Here is a 15884-nt window from a genome sequence, read left to right on the forward strand (position 1 = left end):
CGTCCGCTCGGCATCGCAACACTCATTCTTTTCGTCGCGGGGCGCTTTCTCATGTTCAAGTTCTTCCCGCCGTTCCAACATCTAAACGAACATCTAAATCGCTGGTAGCCTCATGAGATTTCACTAAGAACCCGCAACGCCTAACCATGCGCTGCAGCGAACGGCTACGGCTGTCACGGCCTGTGCTTCCGCCGCCGCTGAGCATGGGGTCGTTCTCTAATCAAGTCATGAAAACAAAAACAATATCGACCTTTGTCTGTGTGATGCTTTGTGGACTCGCTTATTCGCAGCAGACGGTAGATGTGCTTGGCGACAAGATCGAATTAGCTGCCAAGGCCAAATCAGCGAAAGAGTTGAGGGCGTTGTGCTTCACCACGGGCGAGCCGAAGGAACTTAGCGAAGCGATGAGTTCACTGTTTTCCGTTTTTGAGAGGCAGAACTTGCAGGCATCAGAAGCCATGATCCACACCACCAAGGATCATACTCCGGAGATGAAGCTGCCAGGCTCGTTCCAAGGCAAAGAGCTAGAGTATCTGATACCACCTACGCATTGGATCGTGATTCGTTTTGCATCCAAGGAAGGCGAGCAGCCGAAGCTGGATTTCAAGCTTACCTTTCCAGCGGTCAAGTTAGGAGATGTATGGCGCATCCCTGGAATCAAATACAAATAAGCGAACAAGGCGCTGGTGCCAACCGCCGGGGCTGCTCTGTCGGCCATGCTTCCATGACTTTATCCCGCCTCCCGTCTCCACGCTCTCCCCCGCCCCGGCGGTCGGCACAGCTTATACGTTCGCCCCACTCAACACGCCCACCATGACGCAAGAAGTCTATCACACTGCGACATATCATTATCGGCGTCTTTCCACATTGATCGTGGGAATGGTGTGCGTTGCGTTCTCTTCCTTCTTTCTTATCCTTCTTGTCCCGCAATGGGTCGCTGCTTGGCGTGATCCCAGCAAGCTGGTTGTTGGCCTGTTTCCAATCGGCATCTCCAGTCTCTTCGCTTTTCTCGGCACCATGCTGATTCGATACTATCTGACCGACTTTCGCCTGGAGTTGCGGATAGATTCACAGGGCGTCCAGTATGGCCGTCGCTTCTATCCTTGGACAGAGATTGGTTCGCTGTCTGGTCGGTGGAATCACGGGCGGTTACAGTTACTTCTTCACCGGAGAGGGCTTATCGCACTAGATCGATATCTTCTGACTGACATCGCACTCACGGAGTATGAGTATGACCGCCTCATGGAGAGACTGAACGACTATATTGGGGCTCTATATCCACACTTTAGAATCGGATGAGCCTGGAAGCGCGTCATAGTACCGTCAACGGCTTCGAGCCATGGCCATATCAACGCCGTGATAAACTCTCGATATTGCATTCGCGCGTGAATTTTCAGGAGTTGAAGGCGGGAGGCCAAGCGAAACCGTGAAGCGGTGCAGCGAGAGCCACCGGAGCAGTCAGACGACATCAACATGTTCAGAGTCGTGTGCCGGAGGCTGGCGAGAAGCTTAAGCAAGCCAGCGGTCTCGATGAATCTGCGCACGGTTCTCGCATACCTCCGGCATGCGGCCTTGGTCCTTCATGCTTGCATCGCGTGATCCGGTGGTTCTCGCTCGGCAAGCCTCGCTTCACCACCGGCTAATTTCCACGCTCCCTCCGGGAGGCAATGCAAGAACCAGGCGGTGTTTGAAAACCCGCGACAGCGCTTGGCGGTCAGATTTGGGTGTGGCGGTATTTTGTGGCACCGCTACGCGGTTCCACTAAATTGGGAGACATGGGTGATGCGGTTCCGTGGGCTGGCGCCCACGGCTACTGTTGTGCCAGCGCTACGCGCTTTCGGAGGGAGAGGCTTGCGGCTTGAAGCATGCCATAAGATGGCATGTACTTGCCATGGCCATTCAGCACAGGTGTTTCAAACTCCGCGTAGTGACAAGAGGGCTGCATCAGCGGCATTGCGACGTGACACCCTATTTTGCGGGTCTCAATAATGACTTGGAGAAATACATTTTGCTGTGGCCGTGTGAGTCCCAGTCGGGGATGTTACCGACTTGTTCGAAGCCGTGAGAGAGATAGAACTGAGGTGCCTGATATTCCATGGTATCGACATAGGCGTGCTTGCAGCCGCGTTCGAGGGCGAGGCGTTCGGCTTCTGCGAGCAGGGCGGAGCCGATGCCTTTGGAGCGCCATTCGGGATGGACGGACATGATGGAGATGCGGAGCCAGGAGAGCTGGGTTTCGGCGAGGAGGCCGCCAACTACGTTGTCATCAGCATGGGTGAGGAGGACGAGGGGCTGGGCGTCGTGCTGCGGTTCGTGGAGCAGCGTCATGAATGCCGGATTGACGGCCCAGTTGTGCTCGCGCAGCCACTGGCGGACGAGGTCGCAGCCGGGGGCTGAGGAGCCTTCCACTTGAACGAGATTCCAAGCGGATTTCACGGGGGCTGGCAGTTGTTGGGGATCATTCATGGGCTGCCGTCTTTTTTAGGCATCCAGAGCAGTCTGGAGCATTTGGAATTGAGTGCGCATCAGGACCATGCGCCAACCGCCGCGATAAGGCTCGTCCGTCGCGGTGAAGCCGCACTTCTGGTAAAAACCTTCGGCTCCACCGGGCTCGCGTGACACGGCCAGATCCACCAAGTCCACCGAGGTCGATGAGAAGAGCGACTGCAACAGCACCTGCATCATGCAGAATCCGATGCCCTGCCCCTGATGACGGTGACCCACCATGAAGCGGCAGAGATACATGTTACGGCCTTCGTTCAATGCTTTGACGAACATGAACCCCACGGGTTGGTCATCCAGGTAGGCTGCCCGGCACCATCCCAAAGGATCAAGGCCTGCCTGAGCGATGGAGTAGAGATTGTCAGCGACGAGGCTCGTTTGAGCGGGGCCCACCGTGAGGTCGATCACTTCATCCAGGTTCTGCAATGTGATCTCTCTAAGGTCGATGTTCTTCATGATGACTGGCTTCGAGGCTAGGTTCACATCTTGAAAGCGGGCTGAACTGAATCAAGCATCTTGGGGCCGGAGAGGAACCAGGCGTTGATGATTCTGCCGTCAATGACTTCGTAGGTGGCGATGAGTTCGACGGTGCCGGTGCCTTCGGGAAAAGTTCGGGTGACGATCTCGTGGTCCACGACGAAGCGATCCATGACGATGCGTTGGGTCAGATGCGCGTGGAGATTGGGCTCTTGGAAACGCAGGGCGAAGCGTTCGCGCAACTGGGTGGTGCCAGAGGCTAACAGCGTGGCGGGGTGTTCGAACAAGCGCGCGTCTTCGGCGTAGGTGGCCAGCAGAGCGTCCAAGTCGTGGGCGTTGTAGGCGTCGAGCTGTTGTTGAACGAGGGCTTCGGGAGCGGTGTCCGTGGCGGTGATCTTGTTCATGGGACGAAAGGAAAGCAGTTGAGATGAGGGCGTGAATCTTGGATGTGGCGCCACGGTTTGCGTGTGGCGGAACTCATTGCAGACGCTGCTGGTGAGCTTGGGGTGTAGCGGTGTGCTGGGTTTGCTTCCCGGCCGTTATGAATTGTACCCAGGGTCGCCTCGCCAAGGCTCGGCTGACCCTGGGCTACGATATGTCGCCCCTTTGGGGCTGAAGAGCAAATCGTGGTGATTGTGTCGCAAGTGTCGAAGGCCGCTTTCATCGAACAAGAGACGCTCATGGCATCAGGGGTTTCGGTGTGGAGTCATCGTTGTTGGGAAGCCAGCGGTAGTCCATCTGCTTGGCGGTGGCGAGGGCGAGGGCGAGGGATTCGGAGTCGAGACGGGAGACGAGATGGAGGGACATGTCGATGCCGGCGGAAATGCCTGCGGAGGTGATGATGTTTTCCTGCTCCACCCAACGGACGTTTTTTTCCACGGTTACCTGTGGGAACATGGATTGCATGTCGTCGATGTCCTCCCAATGCGTCGTGGCGCGTTTGCCATTGAGCAGGCCTGTTTTGGCGAGCAGGAATGAGCCGGTGCATACGCTGGCAATGGTCTTCGCCTGGGCGGCGGTTGCAGTGATCCAGGAGATCACGGTTTCCTTGGTCAGTTCTGCTGACACGATGCCGCCGGGGATGATGAGGAGGTCGATGCGCGGATGATCGGCAAAGGAGTGGTTGGGAGTGACGATGAGTCCGCCACGGGTGCGGATTGGGATGGTTGTCTCGCCGATGGCGAAGACGTTGAAGGGGGGCAGTGAGCCGGGCTCCAGGCGGGCTTTGACGCGGGTGGCGACGGAGAAGACTTCAAAGGGGCCGCCGAGGTCGAGGACTTCGATGTCGTTGAAGATGAAGATGCCGACGTTCATGGGAGTTTGGTGATGAACCACTCGATGGTGGCGGAGAGCGTGTGTGCGCCGGATTCGTCGTGGAGTTCAACGGCGATGCTGACGATGGCGCGGCCTTTGGCGGCGAGGTCGGCGCGCAGTTGCTCCAGCGTTTCGGGTGGCGCGGAAACGGTGGAGGTGATGGAGCCGTTGGCGGGTTTGCGGAATTTGGATTCGAGACGGCGGACGACGGGGATGACGCCGGAGTCGGGGCCGAATGTGCGGAGGAGGAACTCGCCGCTGGAGGCTTCGGCGAGGGCGAGCTGGGCGCTGGCGTGGACGGTGCCGAGGTGATTGAGGTATTGGGGGCCTGCGGGGAGACGGAGAAGATGTGTGGGGTCCGTGGCGGATTCGAGGCCGAGGAAGCGGTTGAAGGGGAGCTCGGTGACGCTGTGCTTCATGGGAGTGCGTGTTGGCCTAGCGTCGTATGTTGCGAGGTGCTGAGGATGAAGGTGGGATGCAACGCGGATTCAGCATGGGTGCAAGCGATGAAGATGCGGAGGACATCGTGATCGTTGGTCAGCGCCGAAACATGGGAGGCAAGGCAGGTTAGTGCCACCGCTACGCGGTTCCACGGATTGGAAACGATCATGGACGCGCCGACCGTGGGCTGGCACCCACGGCTACGATTGTGTCACCGCTACGCGGTTCAGAACTGCGGCCGAATTTCCGCAAAATGTATGCGGGTCGTGCGGAATGGAGTCGTGAATCTGTTTTGAAAATCACTCTATCATTTGAGCCGCTTGCTATTTGGCGCTGTGGCATCCCGCTTCAGGGCTTGACGCTGCGAGGCACGCCCAAGCACACGCGGAAGCCGTCGCGGGAGTCGGAATAGGTCACGTTTTTGATGCCGAGACGAACGGCACAACGTGCGTTGCCGGGGACATCAAAGTAGTTTCCGCCTTTGCATACGGGGCGTGACACGGAGCGCTGTTCTGGGTTTTCGAAATGCAGTTCTTCATGACCGCCTTTGTCATCAAAGTGATCGAGAACAAATTCCCAGACTCCGCCGCACATGTCGGCCAGACCAAAACCGTTGCGTCCCTGTTCGCCGTAGTGGTCCACTGGCGAGACGAATGCAAAGCCGTCGCTCCAGGGTACTTTGGCCAGCGGCCAAGTCCTGTCGCGGCCCGGCAGCAAATCGATGGAGGAAATGTTCAGCCTGCCCTGTCCGGCTTCGATGTCGTTGCCCCACCAAAAAGACTGGCTCTCCTTGCTGCCGCCGCGGCAGGCATATTCCCATTCTGCTTCTGTGGGCAGCCGGTACTCCATGCCTGCGGGGAGCCTGCCGGCTTTGCTTTCCTTTGCCGTCAGCCATTGGCAAAATGCCCGCATGTCGTTGTAACTCACACAGACGACCGGATAGACGTCCAAGTTCGGAAATCCCCAATTTGGGTCACGCCAGCTTTTGCCTGCCATGGAGATCCATGGATGTACTGCTTTCGTCGTCAGGTGGTAGCCATTCCACTCGGGATTGAAGACCTGAGTTTCCCCGCCGGGTTTTTCTGCATCGCTTACATAACCGGTTTCTTCCACGAAGTGGCGGAACTGACCCACGCTGACTTCGGTGCGCCCCATCCAGAAGGCGTCTTTCACCCGCATCAAGCGCGGCTGCTCGCCTTCGTAAGACTCGCGCACCGTCCCGGGCTGCGCGCCTCCTTCGATGCCGGTGGCCCAGGCTTTTTCGGCGGGCGAGCTGCCCATCATGAATTCGCCAGCGGGGATGCTGACCAGTTCGAGAGTTACGTTGGTGCCCAAGTCTAACCGTTTCATGTTGTCCGCTGCCGACAGAGATGGACTTGTGCTGAGGGCAGTGCTGAAAAGAAGTCCGGCAAGGCCGATGCGGAAGTGTGAGGATGTGTGGATCATGGTGTGTGCCGCAAAAACGGAGTTATCAAGATGATGTCAGGCAATAGGGAAGTGGAGGGCCTGTCTTTCTAACTTTCAGAAACGTGGAGATAAATGTTGGACGTGGATGGTGCCGAGTTGAGGCTTGGGATTGGTGGAGTTTGCGGATTGAGATGGCGATATAGCGCCTGACAAAATTCGTTTTTTTTGGCAGATCACGACACGATCCGGGCCAAGGACATTGTGGGCTCCGGCGACGGCGGGCTGAGGACTGCCCCGCCCTACCTACGCCGGGCATGCGGGGCGGAGAGCGAAGTGGGGCAGCTTGTACTCAAGCCTCGATGCGCTGGGCGGAGGCGGGGATTTGTGTCACCGCTACGCGGTTCCATGCATTGGAAACGGTTGTGGATGCGTGAACCGTGGGTTGGCACCCACGGCTACCGTTGTGTCACCGCTACGCGGTTCCATGCATTGGAAATAGTCGTGGATGCGTTATTTCTACATTGTTAAGCGTCTAGGGCGAGGCGGAGCGTTCCTTGTTCCACAGGAACAAGGCTACTTTGCTGCGCTGAGACGTCAGCCGAAAGCAACCTGCCTGACGATCAAGTCTAACAATGTAGAATTATAGTGGTTCGCAAAACTAATTTCCGTTTAGCAGTCTGTTTCTTGCTAGCAGATCATGGGCTTCGACGGCGGCTGGCTGAGGACGGCCAGCCCTATCCTTCGCTGGGCATGCGCATGCCCGGTGCGAGTAGTCCTCCAAGCGCCGTCGAGCGTCGCAATACTCCTCTATCCGGAAATCTGTTTTGGAAAACGCTATATGTCACCGCTGCGCGGTTCAGAGCGGAGGATGAAGTTTCCGCGAGCCGAGCGGCGCGAGCTGGCCGTCGATTTGGGAGCCGGTTTTGGAAACTGTTTTACGGGGATTGTTCCTTGCCTGAATGGCGCGACTGCCCTTCACCTGAGTTGAGTGTGTTTGGTGGGCTGGGGTGGCTTGTCATCCAGAGGCTGCTGGGGCAAATCGACCGACGCTGGGAGGCTGCGCGTGATGGATGATGGCCATGCGCTGATGGACGGGCGGGCTGTCGCCACACCCATCCTACGACCGCGAACGTCGCGCCAGATGTGGCGCTGGTGGCAAGAGTCTTTGATTTGATGTCGCCACACCCATCCTACGACTGCGAACGTCGCGCCCGATGTGGAACTCGTTGATTCGGGAGCAAGTCGGTTATTTGACTGGATCGAGTTTCAGGTTGTCGATGAAGAAGGCGGTTTTGGTGGTGCCGAGGGCGCTGAAGAGGAGGTAGCCGGCGTTGGTCCAGGCGGGCTTGCAGATCAGATCTGGGAAGGATTGTTTGGTGCCGTCTTGACGGGTGATTTCGAGGGACCATTTGCCGGAGGCGGTGGTGGCGGTGAGGGAGACGCGGAACCATTCGCCGGCGGGGATGGTGGCGAGCTTTACTTTGCCGTCGGTGCCTGCGACGAGCTGGTCTTTCTGCCAGCGGAGGTAGGGGCCGTTGCCGAAGTCGCCGTTTTTGCCGCGGATCTCGAAGAACCAGTCGGCACCCTTTTGTGCCATGACATCGAACTCGATGTGGAAGGTGCCGGTGTCCCAGGTGGTGGGGTAGATGTCGAGGATGGGATCGTAGCTGTGCTTGAGGTCGGGGGCGTCTTGGATTTTGAGGCAGCGTTTGGAGCCGGGTGTGAAGGGGGAGGAGAGTTCGTCGGTGACGGCGATGGATTCGCCTTTGTTTTCGTGGGTGTATTTGGCTCCGCGAATGCCGAGGGTGCCGAGTCCGGCGTGTTCGAAGTCTTGATTGATTTTGTAGGCGGGGGCGGGCCAGGGTTTGGCGTCGGTGTCCCAGGTGGGGTAGGTGTGGCCCTTTGCGGCGAGGGTGCGCCATGCGGGGTCGGTTTTTTCTACGCCGGCGAGGGTGAGGTCCCAGGGCTTGAAGCCGATTTTTGCGGCGGGGGAGTTGGGCTTGAGGCGGAAGTCGCGCTGGGCGAGGTCTTCGAAGAGGGGATCGGCAAAGAGGCTTTCTTTGTCACGGCCCATCTTGCGCCACTCGTCCCAGGTGAAGTTTGTTTTGGTGAGGGTGGCGGGGATTTTGCCGTCGGTGGGCCAGTAGAGGTTTTTGCGGAAGACGAGGCTGTCTTTGGGATCGCCGCGTTCGGGTTTGTCGTAGAATTTCCAGTTCCATTCGCCGCCGTCGAGGAGGGGTGATGCGGGGTCCCAGACGACGATGTTGTTGGTGTAGCGGAAGCGGAGGCGGGCTTCGTTGCGGGAGGCCTGGATCTGGGCGGTGTGGCCGAAGGCGAAGATGTTGTTCCGCACGGTATTGAAGTAGCCGTAGTGCTGATGGAATCCGGCGTTCCAAGTGTCATGCACGAGGTTGTTTTCCATGAGGGTGTCGGCGCTGCCTTCGTCATTGTAGAGGCCCCAGCCGCCGTAGCGATGGCTGGCGACGTGGTGGACGTGATTGCCGCGGATGATGGTGCCGGGGGAGGTGCCGAGGCCGTAGTAGCCGCCCATGTCGCTGAGGTAGGCCCAGCCGAGGTGATGGATGTGATTGTTTTCGACGAGGGTCTCACGGGAGGCGGTGTCGCCATAGCCCCAGTTCCATCCGGCGCTGATGCCGGTGTAGTAGAGGTCTGCGATGTCGCACTGGGTGACGGCGCAGTGCTGGGTGTGGGTGAAGACGACGCCGCAGGCGCTGGGGTGGAGGCGGCCGCCGTGGTGGATGATGGAGTCGCTGATGGTGATATGATGATTGACGCGCTCTTCGGCGGGGCGTGCGATTTCGCCGACATAGACGCCGCCGCCGCCGAGGTCGTGCAGGTGGCAGTGGGTGATGGTGGAATCAGAGCAGCCGTTTTTGAACCAGATGGCGTGAAGGCCGGTGTGGGCGATGTCGCAATTTTTGAAATGGATGGCGCTGCTGTCTTCGATTTCGATGCTGCCATCGCTGGTGGTGGCGGCCTGGCCATCGTGCAGGCCGTCGGCGGGGTAGAGGTGATTGCTGTATTGAAAGGTGATGCCTTCGAAGCGGACATCGTGCGCGCCTTTGATGGAGAGGAATTTGTCCACGACGGGGGCGATGACTTCGGCGGTGGTCATGTCTTCGCCGGGAAGGGGGAGGTAGAGGACTTCGCCTTTGGTGCGGTCGAGGAACCACTCGCCGGGGGCATCGAGTGCGGCGCGGAAGTTTTCGACCCACCAGCGCTGGTCGGGCTCGAACTCGACGAAGGGGTAGCGGGAGCGGTCTTTGATGCGGATGGCGAGGACTTCGTCGTTGAGGTCTTTGATGCGGCACTGGGCGACGGCCCAGGCGTGGGTGACGGTGAGGAGGACGTTGTCGCGTTCCGCTGGCGGGATTGATTTGAGGACGTCGTACTGCTCTTTGGCGATGGAGAAGGCGTGGAAGTTCATGTTCTCCTTGAGGTCTGGGAACACGCCTGCGCCGACGGCTTCGGTGATGTGGTAGTAGCCTTTGTTGGGCGAGCGGGCGAGGGTGGCGCGGCGGCCATTGATCCAGAGCTGTTCGAACTTCCAGGCTTTGTCTGGGAGGGGGGCTTTCCAGAGGCCGGTGTCGGTTTTTTGCCAGCCGGTGATGGGCTTGCCGGCGGTGAAGGTGGCGTTTGTGCCGACCCAATTCACCTGGGAGTCTTCTTTGCCGAGGGTGAGAGTTTCGGTGAGGGTATAGACGCCGGGGGAGACGATGATGCGTGCGGGCTTGGGGGCTGAGCGTGCGGCGTCGCGTGCGGCCTGAGGGGTGGAGATGGGGCCGGTGAGGGAGAGGTGGATGTCTGCGGCGGAGGCGAGCGAGGCTGCAGAGAGAGAAAGGGCGAGGATGCGGGAGAGCATGGGGAGGGGCTGGTGGTCATGCCCTCCATGGCCCAGCAGTCTCCTGCGGACAAGTGTTTGAACGCCGCTAAGAGTGTGTGGCATTTTGCCAGCGTGTCTGCGGCGACTGCTGTTAAACAACACGCTTTTTACGCGGACGACCTGCTGCGGGCGCGGAGGCCCGCGCACCCTGGGCGCTGTGCACCCAGTTCGATGGCGATGAGTTATGCGATTTGCAGTCTTACTGCAGCATCTGACGCACGGTGGAGGCTACGGGATAGATCCAGACGATTTCCTCGGGGCTGAGGGTGACGGGGGGATAGAGTGGGTTCAGGCTGGAGAGGACGATGGAGTGGCCGTGATCTGCGGTGCTGTAAACGCGGAAGAGGACGTCGCCGCCGAGGCTGTTGCTGAGGCGTGCGATGACGCGGTTGCCGGTGTGGGGGACGCTGTTGGGATAGAGGATGGCGAGTTCGCCCTCGTGGTGCTGGGGCTGCATGGCATCGCCGGTGAGACGGAGGGCGAAGGCATCAGGATCGCTGACGCTGAAGGGGAAGTGTTCGGTGGCGGCGAAGACTGCCTGCGCAGGCGCTGTGAGATCGCGAGCGGCAGAGATGGTGAGCACGGGCAGGGGGGCGATGCGGGGGGGCCAGTGGGCTGGGGCGGTGGGAATGGAAGGCGCGGGTGTTTCTGCCACAACTGGAGCGGGTGCTGGCTGCGGTGCAGTGGGGGCTACGCTGATGTTTTCATGCACCGTCGCAGCGGCAATGCCCGTGGCGTTTTGGATCTCGGCTTCGAGCTTTTCGATGAGCTTGATGACGGGGAGGGAGGCATGGGCACCATTTTCGATTTTGGTGACGTACTGGCGGGAAACGCCGAGGCGCTGGGCGAGTTTCGGGCGGGAGACTCCCATTTTTTCGCGCAGGGCGGCGACTCGGAGTGAGAACGCATTTTTTTCGCGGATGACGGGGGGCTCGATGGGGGGCGCAGGTGGTGCGGATGTTTCCTCCTGCTGCACCAAGCGGTCCAGGGCTTCGATGGCTGCGGGAGGGAGTCCTGCCATTTCGGTGGGTGCAGTGGTGGCGTCGGGCTGTGGCATGTGCATGGCGAGCTGTTTGAGATTGGCGGCAGCTTCGAGTTTTTCGATCAATTGGAAGACGGGTCTGGAGGGAGCCTGGCGGCCTTTCTCCAAGACGGTGACGTAGCTGCGGCCGACGCCGAGCCAGTGGGCGAGCTCGGGTTTTGAGACGCGGAGCTTTTGACGCAGCGAGAGACAGCGTGCGGGGAAGCCGATAAGTTTTTCTTCGGAGACTGGGGAGTGTGGCATAAAATGAGGAGGTGATGCCGCAGCATGTGGCGGGATTGTTTGACTGAGATGCGCGGGGTGGATTTGGCGCGTCTGACTCCTATGCATTTTTTGCGCCAATAACGTGGCTGGCTGCTGCTCCAAGGGTAAATGAGATAAAAGTACCAGACCCAAGCACAATGGGCCGTCGCTTTTCATGCCGAGTCTCTTTTTGTGCGAGGGCGAAGGAATATCGGCGGTGTTTTAAGAAAGAGCTATGCAGTCCAAAGGGTGCTGACTTTGCTGGCAAAGTGGTGGGCGGTGATTTTACTCGCTGTTCGGGTGCGTATCGGTAACAGTCCGCCGACTTTTTCATGTCCCAGGAATCTTCAGCCCAGCAGCATCTACCGCCGTTTGACGTCCCGAGCGTCGAGGAGATGGCGGCGTTGCTGCCGCAGTATGCGTTTGAAAAACTTGCGGCTTTCGGTGGCATGGGGGCGGTGTATCGGGGTCGGCAGGTGAGCCTGGACCGGCTGGTGGCGATCAAAATTTTGCCTCCTGAGTTTGGCAGGCAGGAGGACTTTGCGGATCGATTTAAATCGGAGGCGCGTGCGATGGCGAAGCTGAACCACACGCACATCGTGGGGGTTTATGACTTTGGGATCACGAAGGAAGGACATCTGTACCTGGTGATGGAATGGGTGGAGGGGCAGACGCTGCACACGCTGATCCAAAACGGCAGCATTCCGGTGCGCAAGGCGGCGAACCTGGCGATGCAGCTTTGTGATGCGCTGGCGTTTGCGCATCATCACAAAATTTTGCATCGTGACATCAAGCCGGGCAACATCATGATCAGCGAGGATGATCAGGTGAAGGTGGCTGACTTCGGGCTCGCGCGGCCGATCACGGGGGAGGCGGAAGAGAATCCTTTTGGCACGCCGGATTATGTGGCTCCGGAAATTCTGGGCAAGGGTGCGGTGGACCAGCGGGCGGACATTTTTGCCGCAGGGGTGGTGGTGTACGAGATGCTGACGGGACGTGTGCCGCAGCAGCCGCGAAGGTCAGTGCAGGAGTTTGCGCCATTGTCTCCGCGCTGGGATGAACTGATCGACAGGGCTACGCATGCGGATCCCGCGCTACGCTTTCAGGACGTGGGCGAATTCCGCGCGCATATTGCCATGCTGATGAACCAGTCTGCACAGGCTGTGGGAGTTGTGACGGTGGTGGAGGATGAGTCGAAGAGCCGAGGTGCATTCAAGCCGCTGAACTTCGTGTGGATCGGGGTTGCGGTGATCGGCATCAGCATTGTGCTTGGCATGATGTTTAAAGGGGAGCCTGAACCTGCGACACGCCGGAAGCGGAACTCTGGCGAATCTCTTCCCAAGGTTGATGAAGGCGTTGGGAAAAAAGTAAAAAAGAAGGTGGAACCTGTTGTGGTGGTGCCTGTTGTGGAACCGGAAAAGAAACAACCGAAAGCGGTACCACCGGTGGAGAAGAAGACTGCTGCGGTGCCTGCCGCCGTTCCAAGGCCTAAGCCCGCGATGATGCCTGCTATGGTACCGGTGACAGAGCCGCCGGAAACGCCGCTGGAGGCGATCATGAAGATCGAGGATCGTGATCCTGAACTGGCGCAGATGGTCAAGGATTTTGGTGTGGAATGGGCGGCCAATAGGGAGATCGAAGGTGCATCTGAAATGCAGAGCCTGGCTGACAAATACATTCCGGCGCTGCAACGCAGTCTGAGCGCTGTGGTGCCGCAGCAGCGTGATTTTGTGCTGAGCGAAATCTCCCATATTGCGAATCATGAGCCGCTGGGGGAACCTGATCCGCTGTGGCCAGAAGTGCTCAAGACGCTGCGCAAAGCGTACGACGCGCAACGCGAGGCGATTGAAGGGCGCGGGGTGATGGCTGCGGAGAAAATGCGCGCAGAACAGTGCGAGCTTGTTTTGCAGAAGGCTCGTGAACGCACTGCCGCAGGCAAGGATGAAGCGGCGAAACGTGCGGAAGTCGTGGCGGCGGAGCTGGCAAAGCTGAAGACGGCCCCATCGCTGAGTGCCTTGAGACAAAACGTGGCTGGCGCGACGGGGGTGGGCAATGTGCCGCCGACGGCCGCAGAGCCTGTGCGTTGAGCAGCCATTACAGGACGGACAGTTAAGATGTTTTCCTCGCGGCAGAAGCTGTAGAAGGTTATGAACCAGTCATGTCCGAAGAAACTACCCCTAGCGAGCTGCCTTCGTTTGATGTCCCGAGCCTGGAGGCGATGAACGCCTACCTGCTGCAGTTCAAGTTTGAAAAACTAGCGGCATGCGGCGGAATGGGTGCGGTGTACAAGGCTTATCAGGAGAGCCTGGACCGGCGGGTGGCAGTCAAAATTTTGCCGCCGGAGTTTGGGGCTGAAAAGGAATTCATTGATCGTTTTAAGATCGAGGCGCGCGCGATGGCGAAGCTGAACCACACCAACATCGTGGGTGTGTATGACTTTGGCATCACGGCGGGAGGGCACCTGTATCTGGTGATGGAATGGATCGAGGGGATGTCCCTGCACGATCTTATTCACAAGGGGGGGCTTTCACTGCGGAAGGCGACGAACCTGGCGATGCAGCTGTGCGAGGCGCTGACCTTTGCGCATGAGCACCAGATCATTCATCGCGACATCAAGCCAGGAAACATCATGGTCAATGGTGCCGACCATGTGAAGGTGGCGGACTTTGGACTGGCGCGACCAGTCTCCGACGAAGCTGAGCAGGAGAACCCCTTTGGAACGCCGGATTATGCCGCGCCGGAGATTCGAGGCGGCAGCGTGGTGGACCACCGGGTGGACATTTATGCCGCAGGTGTGGTGCTCTATGAGATGCTGACCGGCACGATTCCAGGTGAGCCGCGGCGCTCGGTCACGGAATTTGCCAAAATTTCGACGCGGTGGGACAGCATCATCGCCAAAGCCATGGACCCCGATCCGGAGAAGCGGTATCAGGAAGCGGGTGAGCTTCGTGCGCATATCAATGTGGCGATGAAGCAGGCTGCGGAGCCGGGGGCGGATCCTGGCAATGTCATGGCCATTGATCTAGGCATCGGCATGGGAGCTGCCCCGAGGGCGGGAATGGGGGCGGGAATGGGTGCAGGCTTGCGTTTGGGGGCAGGCTCGGGTGCGGCAGCGTCGGCAGAGCCTGCTGTACCGGTTGCACGCGCGCCTGGAGTGCCGCGCGCCCCGGGGGTGCGTGCGCCGGGTGCGCCGGGTGTGGCCGAGAAGCGGAAAGCTGCTCCGCCACAAAAGCCGGCTGTTCGGATGACGCAGCAGCAGCAACAGCTCGTGCTGGTCATCGGGGTGGTGGCTGTGGTGGTCGTTGGATTTTTGGCGTTGATCTTCTGGCCGTCTTCCAAGAGTGCGTCACGCAGCTCTTCCACCAGCGCTGAAGCGACGCCGGGTGAAATTCTTGAGGTGATGCAAAAGCTGGAGCAGAATGATGCCGAGCTGGCGAGGCTGGTGAACTCGTTTGCCCAAGACTGGGCGGCCACGGGAGCGGATAAAAATCCCACCTCGCCCGTCGCCGAAAAACTGCGCAAGGCGCACAATGCTATGGTGCAGGCCAAGGCCAAGGATCGAATGGATGCGGCAAGGCGTGCGGAGATTGTGGCTGCGGAGATGGCGAAGCTGACTGGGGCGCCGTCGTTGAAGGCGCTCAAGCAGGCTGCCGACAGGTGATGCAGCCATTTCGTGGCGACCGTTCAAAAAGGGCGAGTGCTCCTGTCGGTTGTTTTACCAAAAAAAGCCGCCACCCGTTTCCGGGTGACGGCGCGGTTTTGAGCGGGCGTTATTCGCCTTTGCAGCAGTCTTTGCCGCAGGTTTTGCCTTTTTCTTTGCAGCAGGCGGCGCAGTTGTCCTTGCAGCACTTTTCACAGGCCTTGCCGGCGGCAAGAGCGGTGCTGGAGAGGGTGGCGACGGAGGCTGCGGCGATGAGCATGAGGATGGTTTTCATAGTATTGGATGTGTTTGTGTTTTGATGTGCCTGCCTGAATTGCGGCGTGCGGCGCAGGCGTGCGCATGCCGGTTTGCCAATGGAGTGGCGTTTGAACTGGCGGTGAGGCCAGACGACCGGGCAGCCGGTCTAGAGGGCGGCACTCTGGGTGGCCGCGCGGAATCGAGTCATTGCCCGGAGCGTCTAGCTTCCAGACGCGTGGCGCGTGGCTTCAAATCAGCAGGGCGCAATGCCGCGTGTAGAGCGGTGCGGTGCGCAAGGGCGGCCCGTGGTCGTGACGGGGCGCGTGATTCGCGAAAGCCTCTGGGGTGAGGATGGGAGTCGAAAGGGTGGACCAAGTTGGCTCTGCCAGCAGCTTTAAAGCGGGTGCTGGGGCGTTGACGAAGGAGGCGGCGAGATCGCGCGCGGTTTCGTGTTTGGCGCAGGGGCAGTTGGGTTCCTGGGAATGAGCAGGTGTCTGATCGGAGGTCGCGTGCTGCTTGAGGGCGCAGCAACTGACCACTTCTTCCTGCTGGGGAGCCGCGATGCAGCACCAGCACATCGGGAGGCCGATGCAGAGGGTGAGGATCAGGGCTGTGAGGCGGGAGAGCATGATGTGTCAGATGGTAGTACGTGAGAA

At 59.3% G+C, this 15884-nt stretch carries 14 protein-coding genes; 4 read left to right on the top strand and 10 right to left on the bottom strand.

Annotated elements, in window-relative coordinates:
• The first annotated feature begins 227 nt into the window (after positions 1 to 227).
• Positions 228 to 671, top strand: a complete 444-nt coding sequence (locus PSV43_RS16390) for a hypothetical protein (protein WP_300199642.1) — start codon at positions 228 to 230, stop codon at positions 669 to 671.
• Positions 672 to 813: 142 nt separating this feature from the next.
• Positions 814 to 1299: a hypothetical protein gene (locus PSV43_RS16395; RefSeq protein WP_300199645.1), complete on the top strand. Its 486-nt coding sequence runs from the start codon at positions 814 to 816 to the stop codon at positions 1297 to 1299.
• A gap of 669 nt (positions 1300 to 1968) precedes the next feature.
• Here the strand turns inward: PSV43_RS16395 and PSV43_RS16400 are convergent.
• The 8 genes from PSV43_RS16400 to PSV43_RS16435 form a co-directional block, all read right to left on the bottom strand.
• Positions 1969 to 2466 carry a GNAT family N-acetyltransferase gene (locus tag PSV43_RS16400; RefSeq protein WP_300199648.1) on the bottom strand — a complete coding sequence of 166 codons (498 nt, stop codon included), beginning with the start codon at positions 2464 to 2466 and terminating at the stop codon, positions 1969 to 1971.
• A gap of 15 nt (positions 2467 to 2481) precedes the next feature.
• Positions 2482 to 2958, bottom strand: a complete 477-nt coding sequence (locus PSV43_RS16405; protein ID WP_300199651.1) for a GNAT family N-acetyltransferase — start codon at positions 2956 to 2958, stop codon at positions 2482 to 2484.
• 23 nt (positions 2959 to 2981) lie between these two features.
• Positions 2982 to 3383, bottom strand: a complete 402-nt coding sequence (locus PSV43_RS16410; RefSeq protein ID WP_300199654.1) for a nuclear transport factor 2 family protein — start codon at positions 3381 to 3383, stop codon at positions 2982 to 2984.
• 274 nt (positions 3384 to 3657) lie between these two features.
• Positions 3658 to 4293, bottom strand: a complete 636-nt coding sequence (locus PSV43_RS16415; RefSeq protein ID WP_300199657.1) for a DJ-1/PfpI family protein — start codon at positions 4291 to 4293, stop codon at positions 3658 to 3660.
• Positions 4290 to 4712, bottom strand: coding sequence for a DUF4442 domain-containing protein (locus PSV43_RS16420; protein WP_300199660.1), 423 nt, complete (start codon positions 4710 to 4712; stop codon positions 4290 to 4292). Before PSV43_RS16420 ends, PSV43_RS16415 begins: the two co-directional genes overlap by 4 nt.
• Before the next feature lie 370 nt (positions 4713 to 5082).
• Positions 5083 to 6180: an SUMF1/EgtB/PvdO family nonheme iron enzyme gene (locus PSV43_RS16425; protein ID WP_300199662.1), complete on the bottom strand. Its 1098-nt coding sequence runs from the start codon at positions 6178 to 6180 to the stop codon at positions 5083 to 5085.
• Positions 6181 to 7387: 1207 nt separating this feature from the next.
• Positions 7388 to 10024 carry a right-handed parallel beta-helix repeat-containing protein gene (locus PSV43_RS16430; RefSeq protein WP_300199665.1) on the bottom strand — a complete coding sequence of 879 codons (2637 nt, stop codon included), beginning with the start codon at positions 10022 to 10024 and terminating at the stop codon, positions 7388 to 7390.
• Between the two features lie 220 nt (positions 10025 to 10244).
• Entirely contained in the window at positions 10245 to 11330 is a 1086-nt protein-coding gene (locus PSV43_RS16435; RefSeq protein WP_300199668.1) for a LexA family transcriptional regulator, read from the bottom strand.
• A gap of 332 nt (positions 11331 to 11662) precedes the next feature.
• Here PSV43_RS16435 and PSV43_RS16440 point away from each other — a divergent pair, with 332 nt between their 5' ends.
• Positions 11663 to 13417, top strand: a complete 1755-nt coding sequence (locus PSV43_RS16440; RefSeq protein WP_300199671.1) for a serine/threonine-protein kinase — start codon at positions 11663 to 11665, stop codon at positions 13415 to 13417.
• Between the two features lie 71 nt (positions 13418 to 13488).
• Complete coding sequence (locus tag PSV43_RS16445) at positions 13489 to 14991, top strand: serine/threonine-protein kinase (RefSeq protein WP_300199674.1); 1503 nt, start codon at positions 13489 to 13491, stop codon at positions 14989 to 14991.
• A gap of 109 nt (positions 14992 to 15100) precedes the next feature.
• On the opposite strand, the gene PSV43_RS16450 is transcribed toward PSV43_RS16445, so the two are convergent.
• Complete coding sequence (locus PSV43_RS16450) at positions 15101 to 15265, bottom strand: hypothetical protein (protein ID WP_300199677.1); 165 nt, start codon at positions 15263 to 15265, stop codon at positions 15101 to 15103.
• A 211-nt stretch (positions 15266 to 15476) separates the two neighbouring features.
• A complete protein-coding gene (locus PSV43_RS16455; protein WP_300199679.1) occupies positions 15477 to 15857 on the bottom strand; it encodes a hypothetical protein in 381 nt (126 codons plus the stop codon).
• Between the last annotated feature and the right edge of the window lie 27 nt (positions 15858 to 15884).

Source organism: Prosthecobacter sp., from assembly GCF_029946185.1.
GTDB lineage: Bacteria > Verrucomicrobiota > Verrucomicrobiia > Verrucomicrobiales > Verrucomicrobiaceae > Prosthecobacter.

Coding starts and splice junctions, on each gene's coding strand:
- PSV43_RS16390 (WP_300199642.1), top strand. CDS start 228: ATGAAAACAAAAACAATATCGACCTTTGTCTGTGTGATGCTTTGTGGA.
- PSV43_RS16395 (WP_300199645.1), top strand. CDS start 814: ATGACGCAAGAAGTCTATCACACTGCGACATATCATTATCGGCGTCTT.
- PSV43_RS16400 (WP_300199648.1), bottom strand. CDS start 2,466: ATGAATGATCCCCAACAACTGCCAGCCCCCGTGAAATCCGCTTGGAAT.
- PSV43_RS16405 (WP_300199651.1), bottom strand. CDS start 2,958: ATGAAGAACATCGACCTTAGAGAGATCACATTGCAGAACCTGGATGAA.
- PSV43_RS16410 (WP_300199654.1), bottom strand. CDS start 3,383: ATGAACAAGATCACCGCCACGGACACCGCTCCCGAAGCCCTCGTTCAA.
- PSV43_RS16415 (WP_300199657.1), bottom strand. CDS start 4,293: ATGAACGTCGGCATCTTCATCTTCAACGACATCGAAGTCCTCGACCTC.
- PSV43_RS16420 (WP_300199660.1), bottom strand. CDS start 4,712: ATGAAGCACAGCGTCACCGAGCTCCCCTTCAACCGCTTCCTCGGCCTC.
- PSV43_RS16425 (WP_300199662.1), bottom strand. CDS start 6,180: ATGATCCACACATCCTCACACTTCCGCATCGGCCTTGCCGGACTTCTT.
- PSV43_RS16430 (WP_300199665.1), bottom strand. CDS start 10,024: ATGCTCTCCCGCATCCTCGCCCTTTCTCTCTCTGCAGCCTCGCTCGCC.
- PSV43_RS16435 (WP_300199668.1), bottom strand. CDS start 11,330: ATGCCACACTCCCCAGTCTCCGAAGAAAAACTTATCGGCTTCCCCGCA.
- PSV43_RS16440 (WP_300199671.1), top strand. CDS start 11,663: ATGTCCCAGGAATCTTCAGCCCAGCAGCATCTACCGCCGTTTGACGTC.
- PSV43_RS16445 (WP_300199674.1), top strand. CDS start 13,489: ATGTCCGAAGAAACTACCCCTAGCGAGCTGCCTTCGTTTGATGTCCCG.
- PSV43_RS16450 (WP_300199677.1), bottom strand. CDS start 15,265: ATGAAAACCATCCTCATGCTCATCGCCGCAGCCTCCGTCGCCACCCTC.
- PSV43_RS16455 (WP_300199679.1), bottom strand. CDS start 15,857: ATGCTCTCCCGCCTCACAGCCCTGATCCTCACCCTCTGCATCGGCCTC.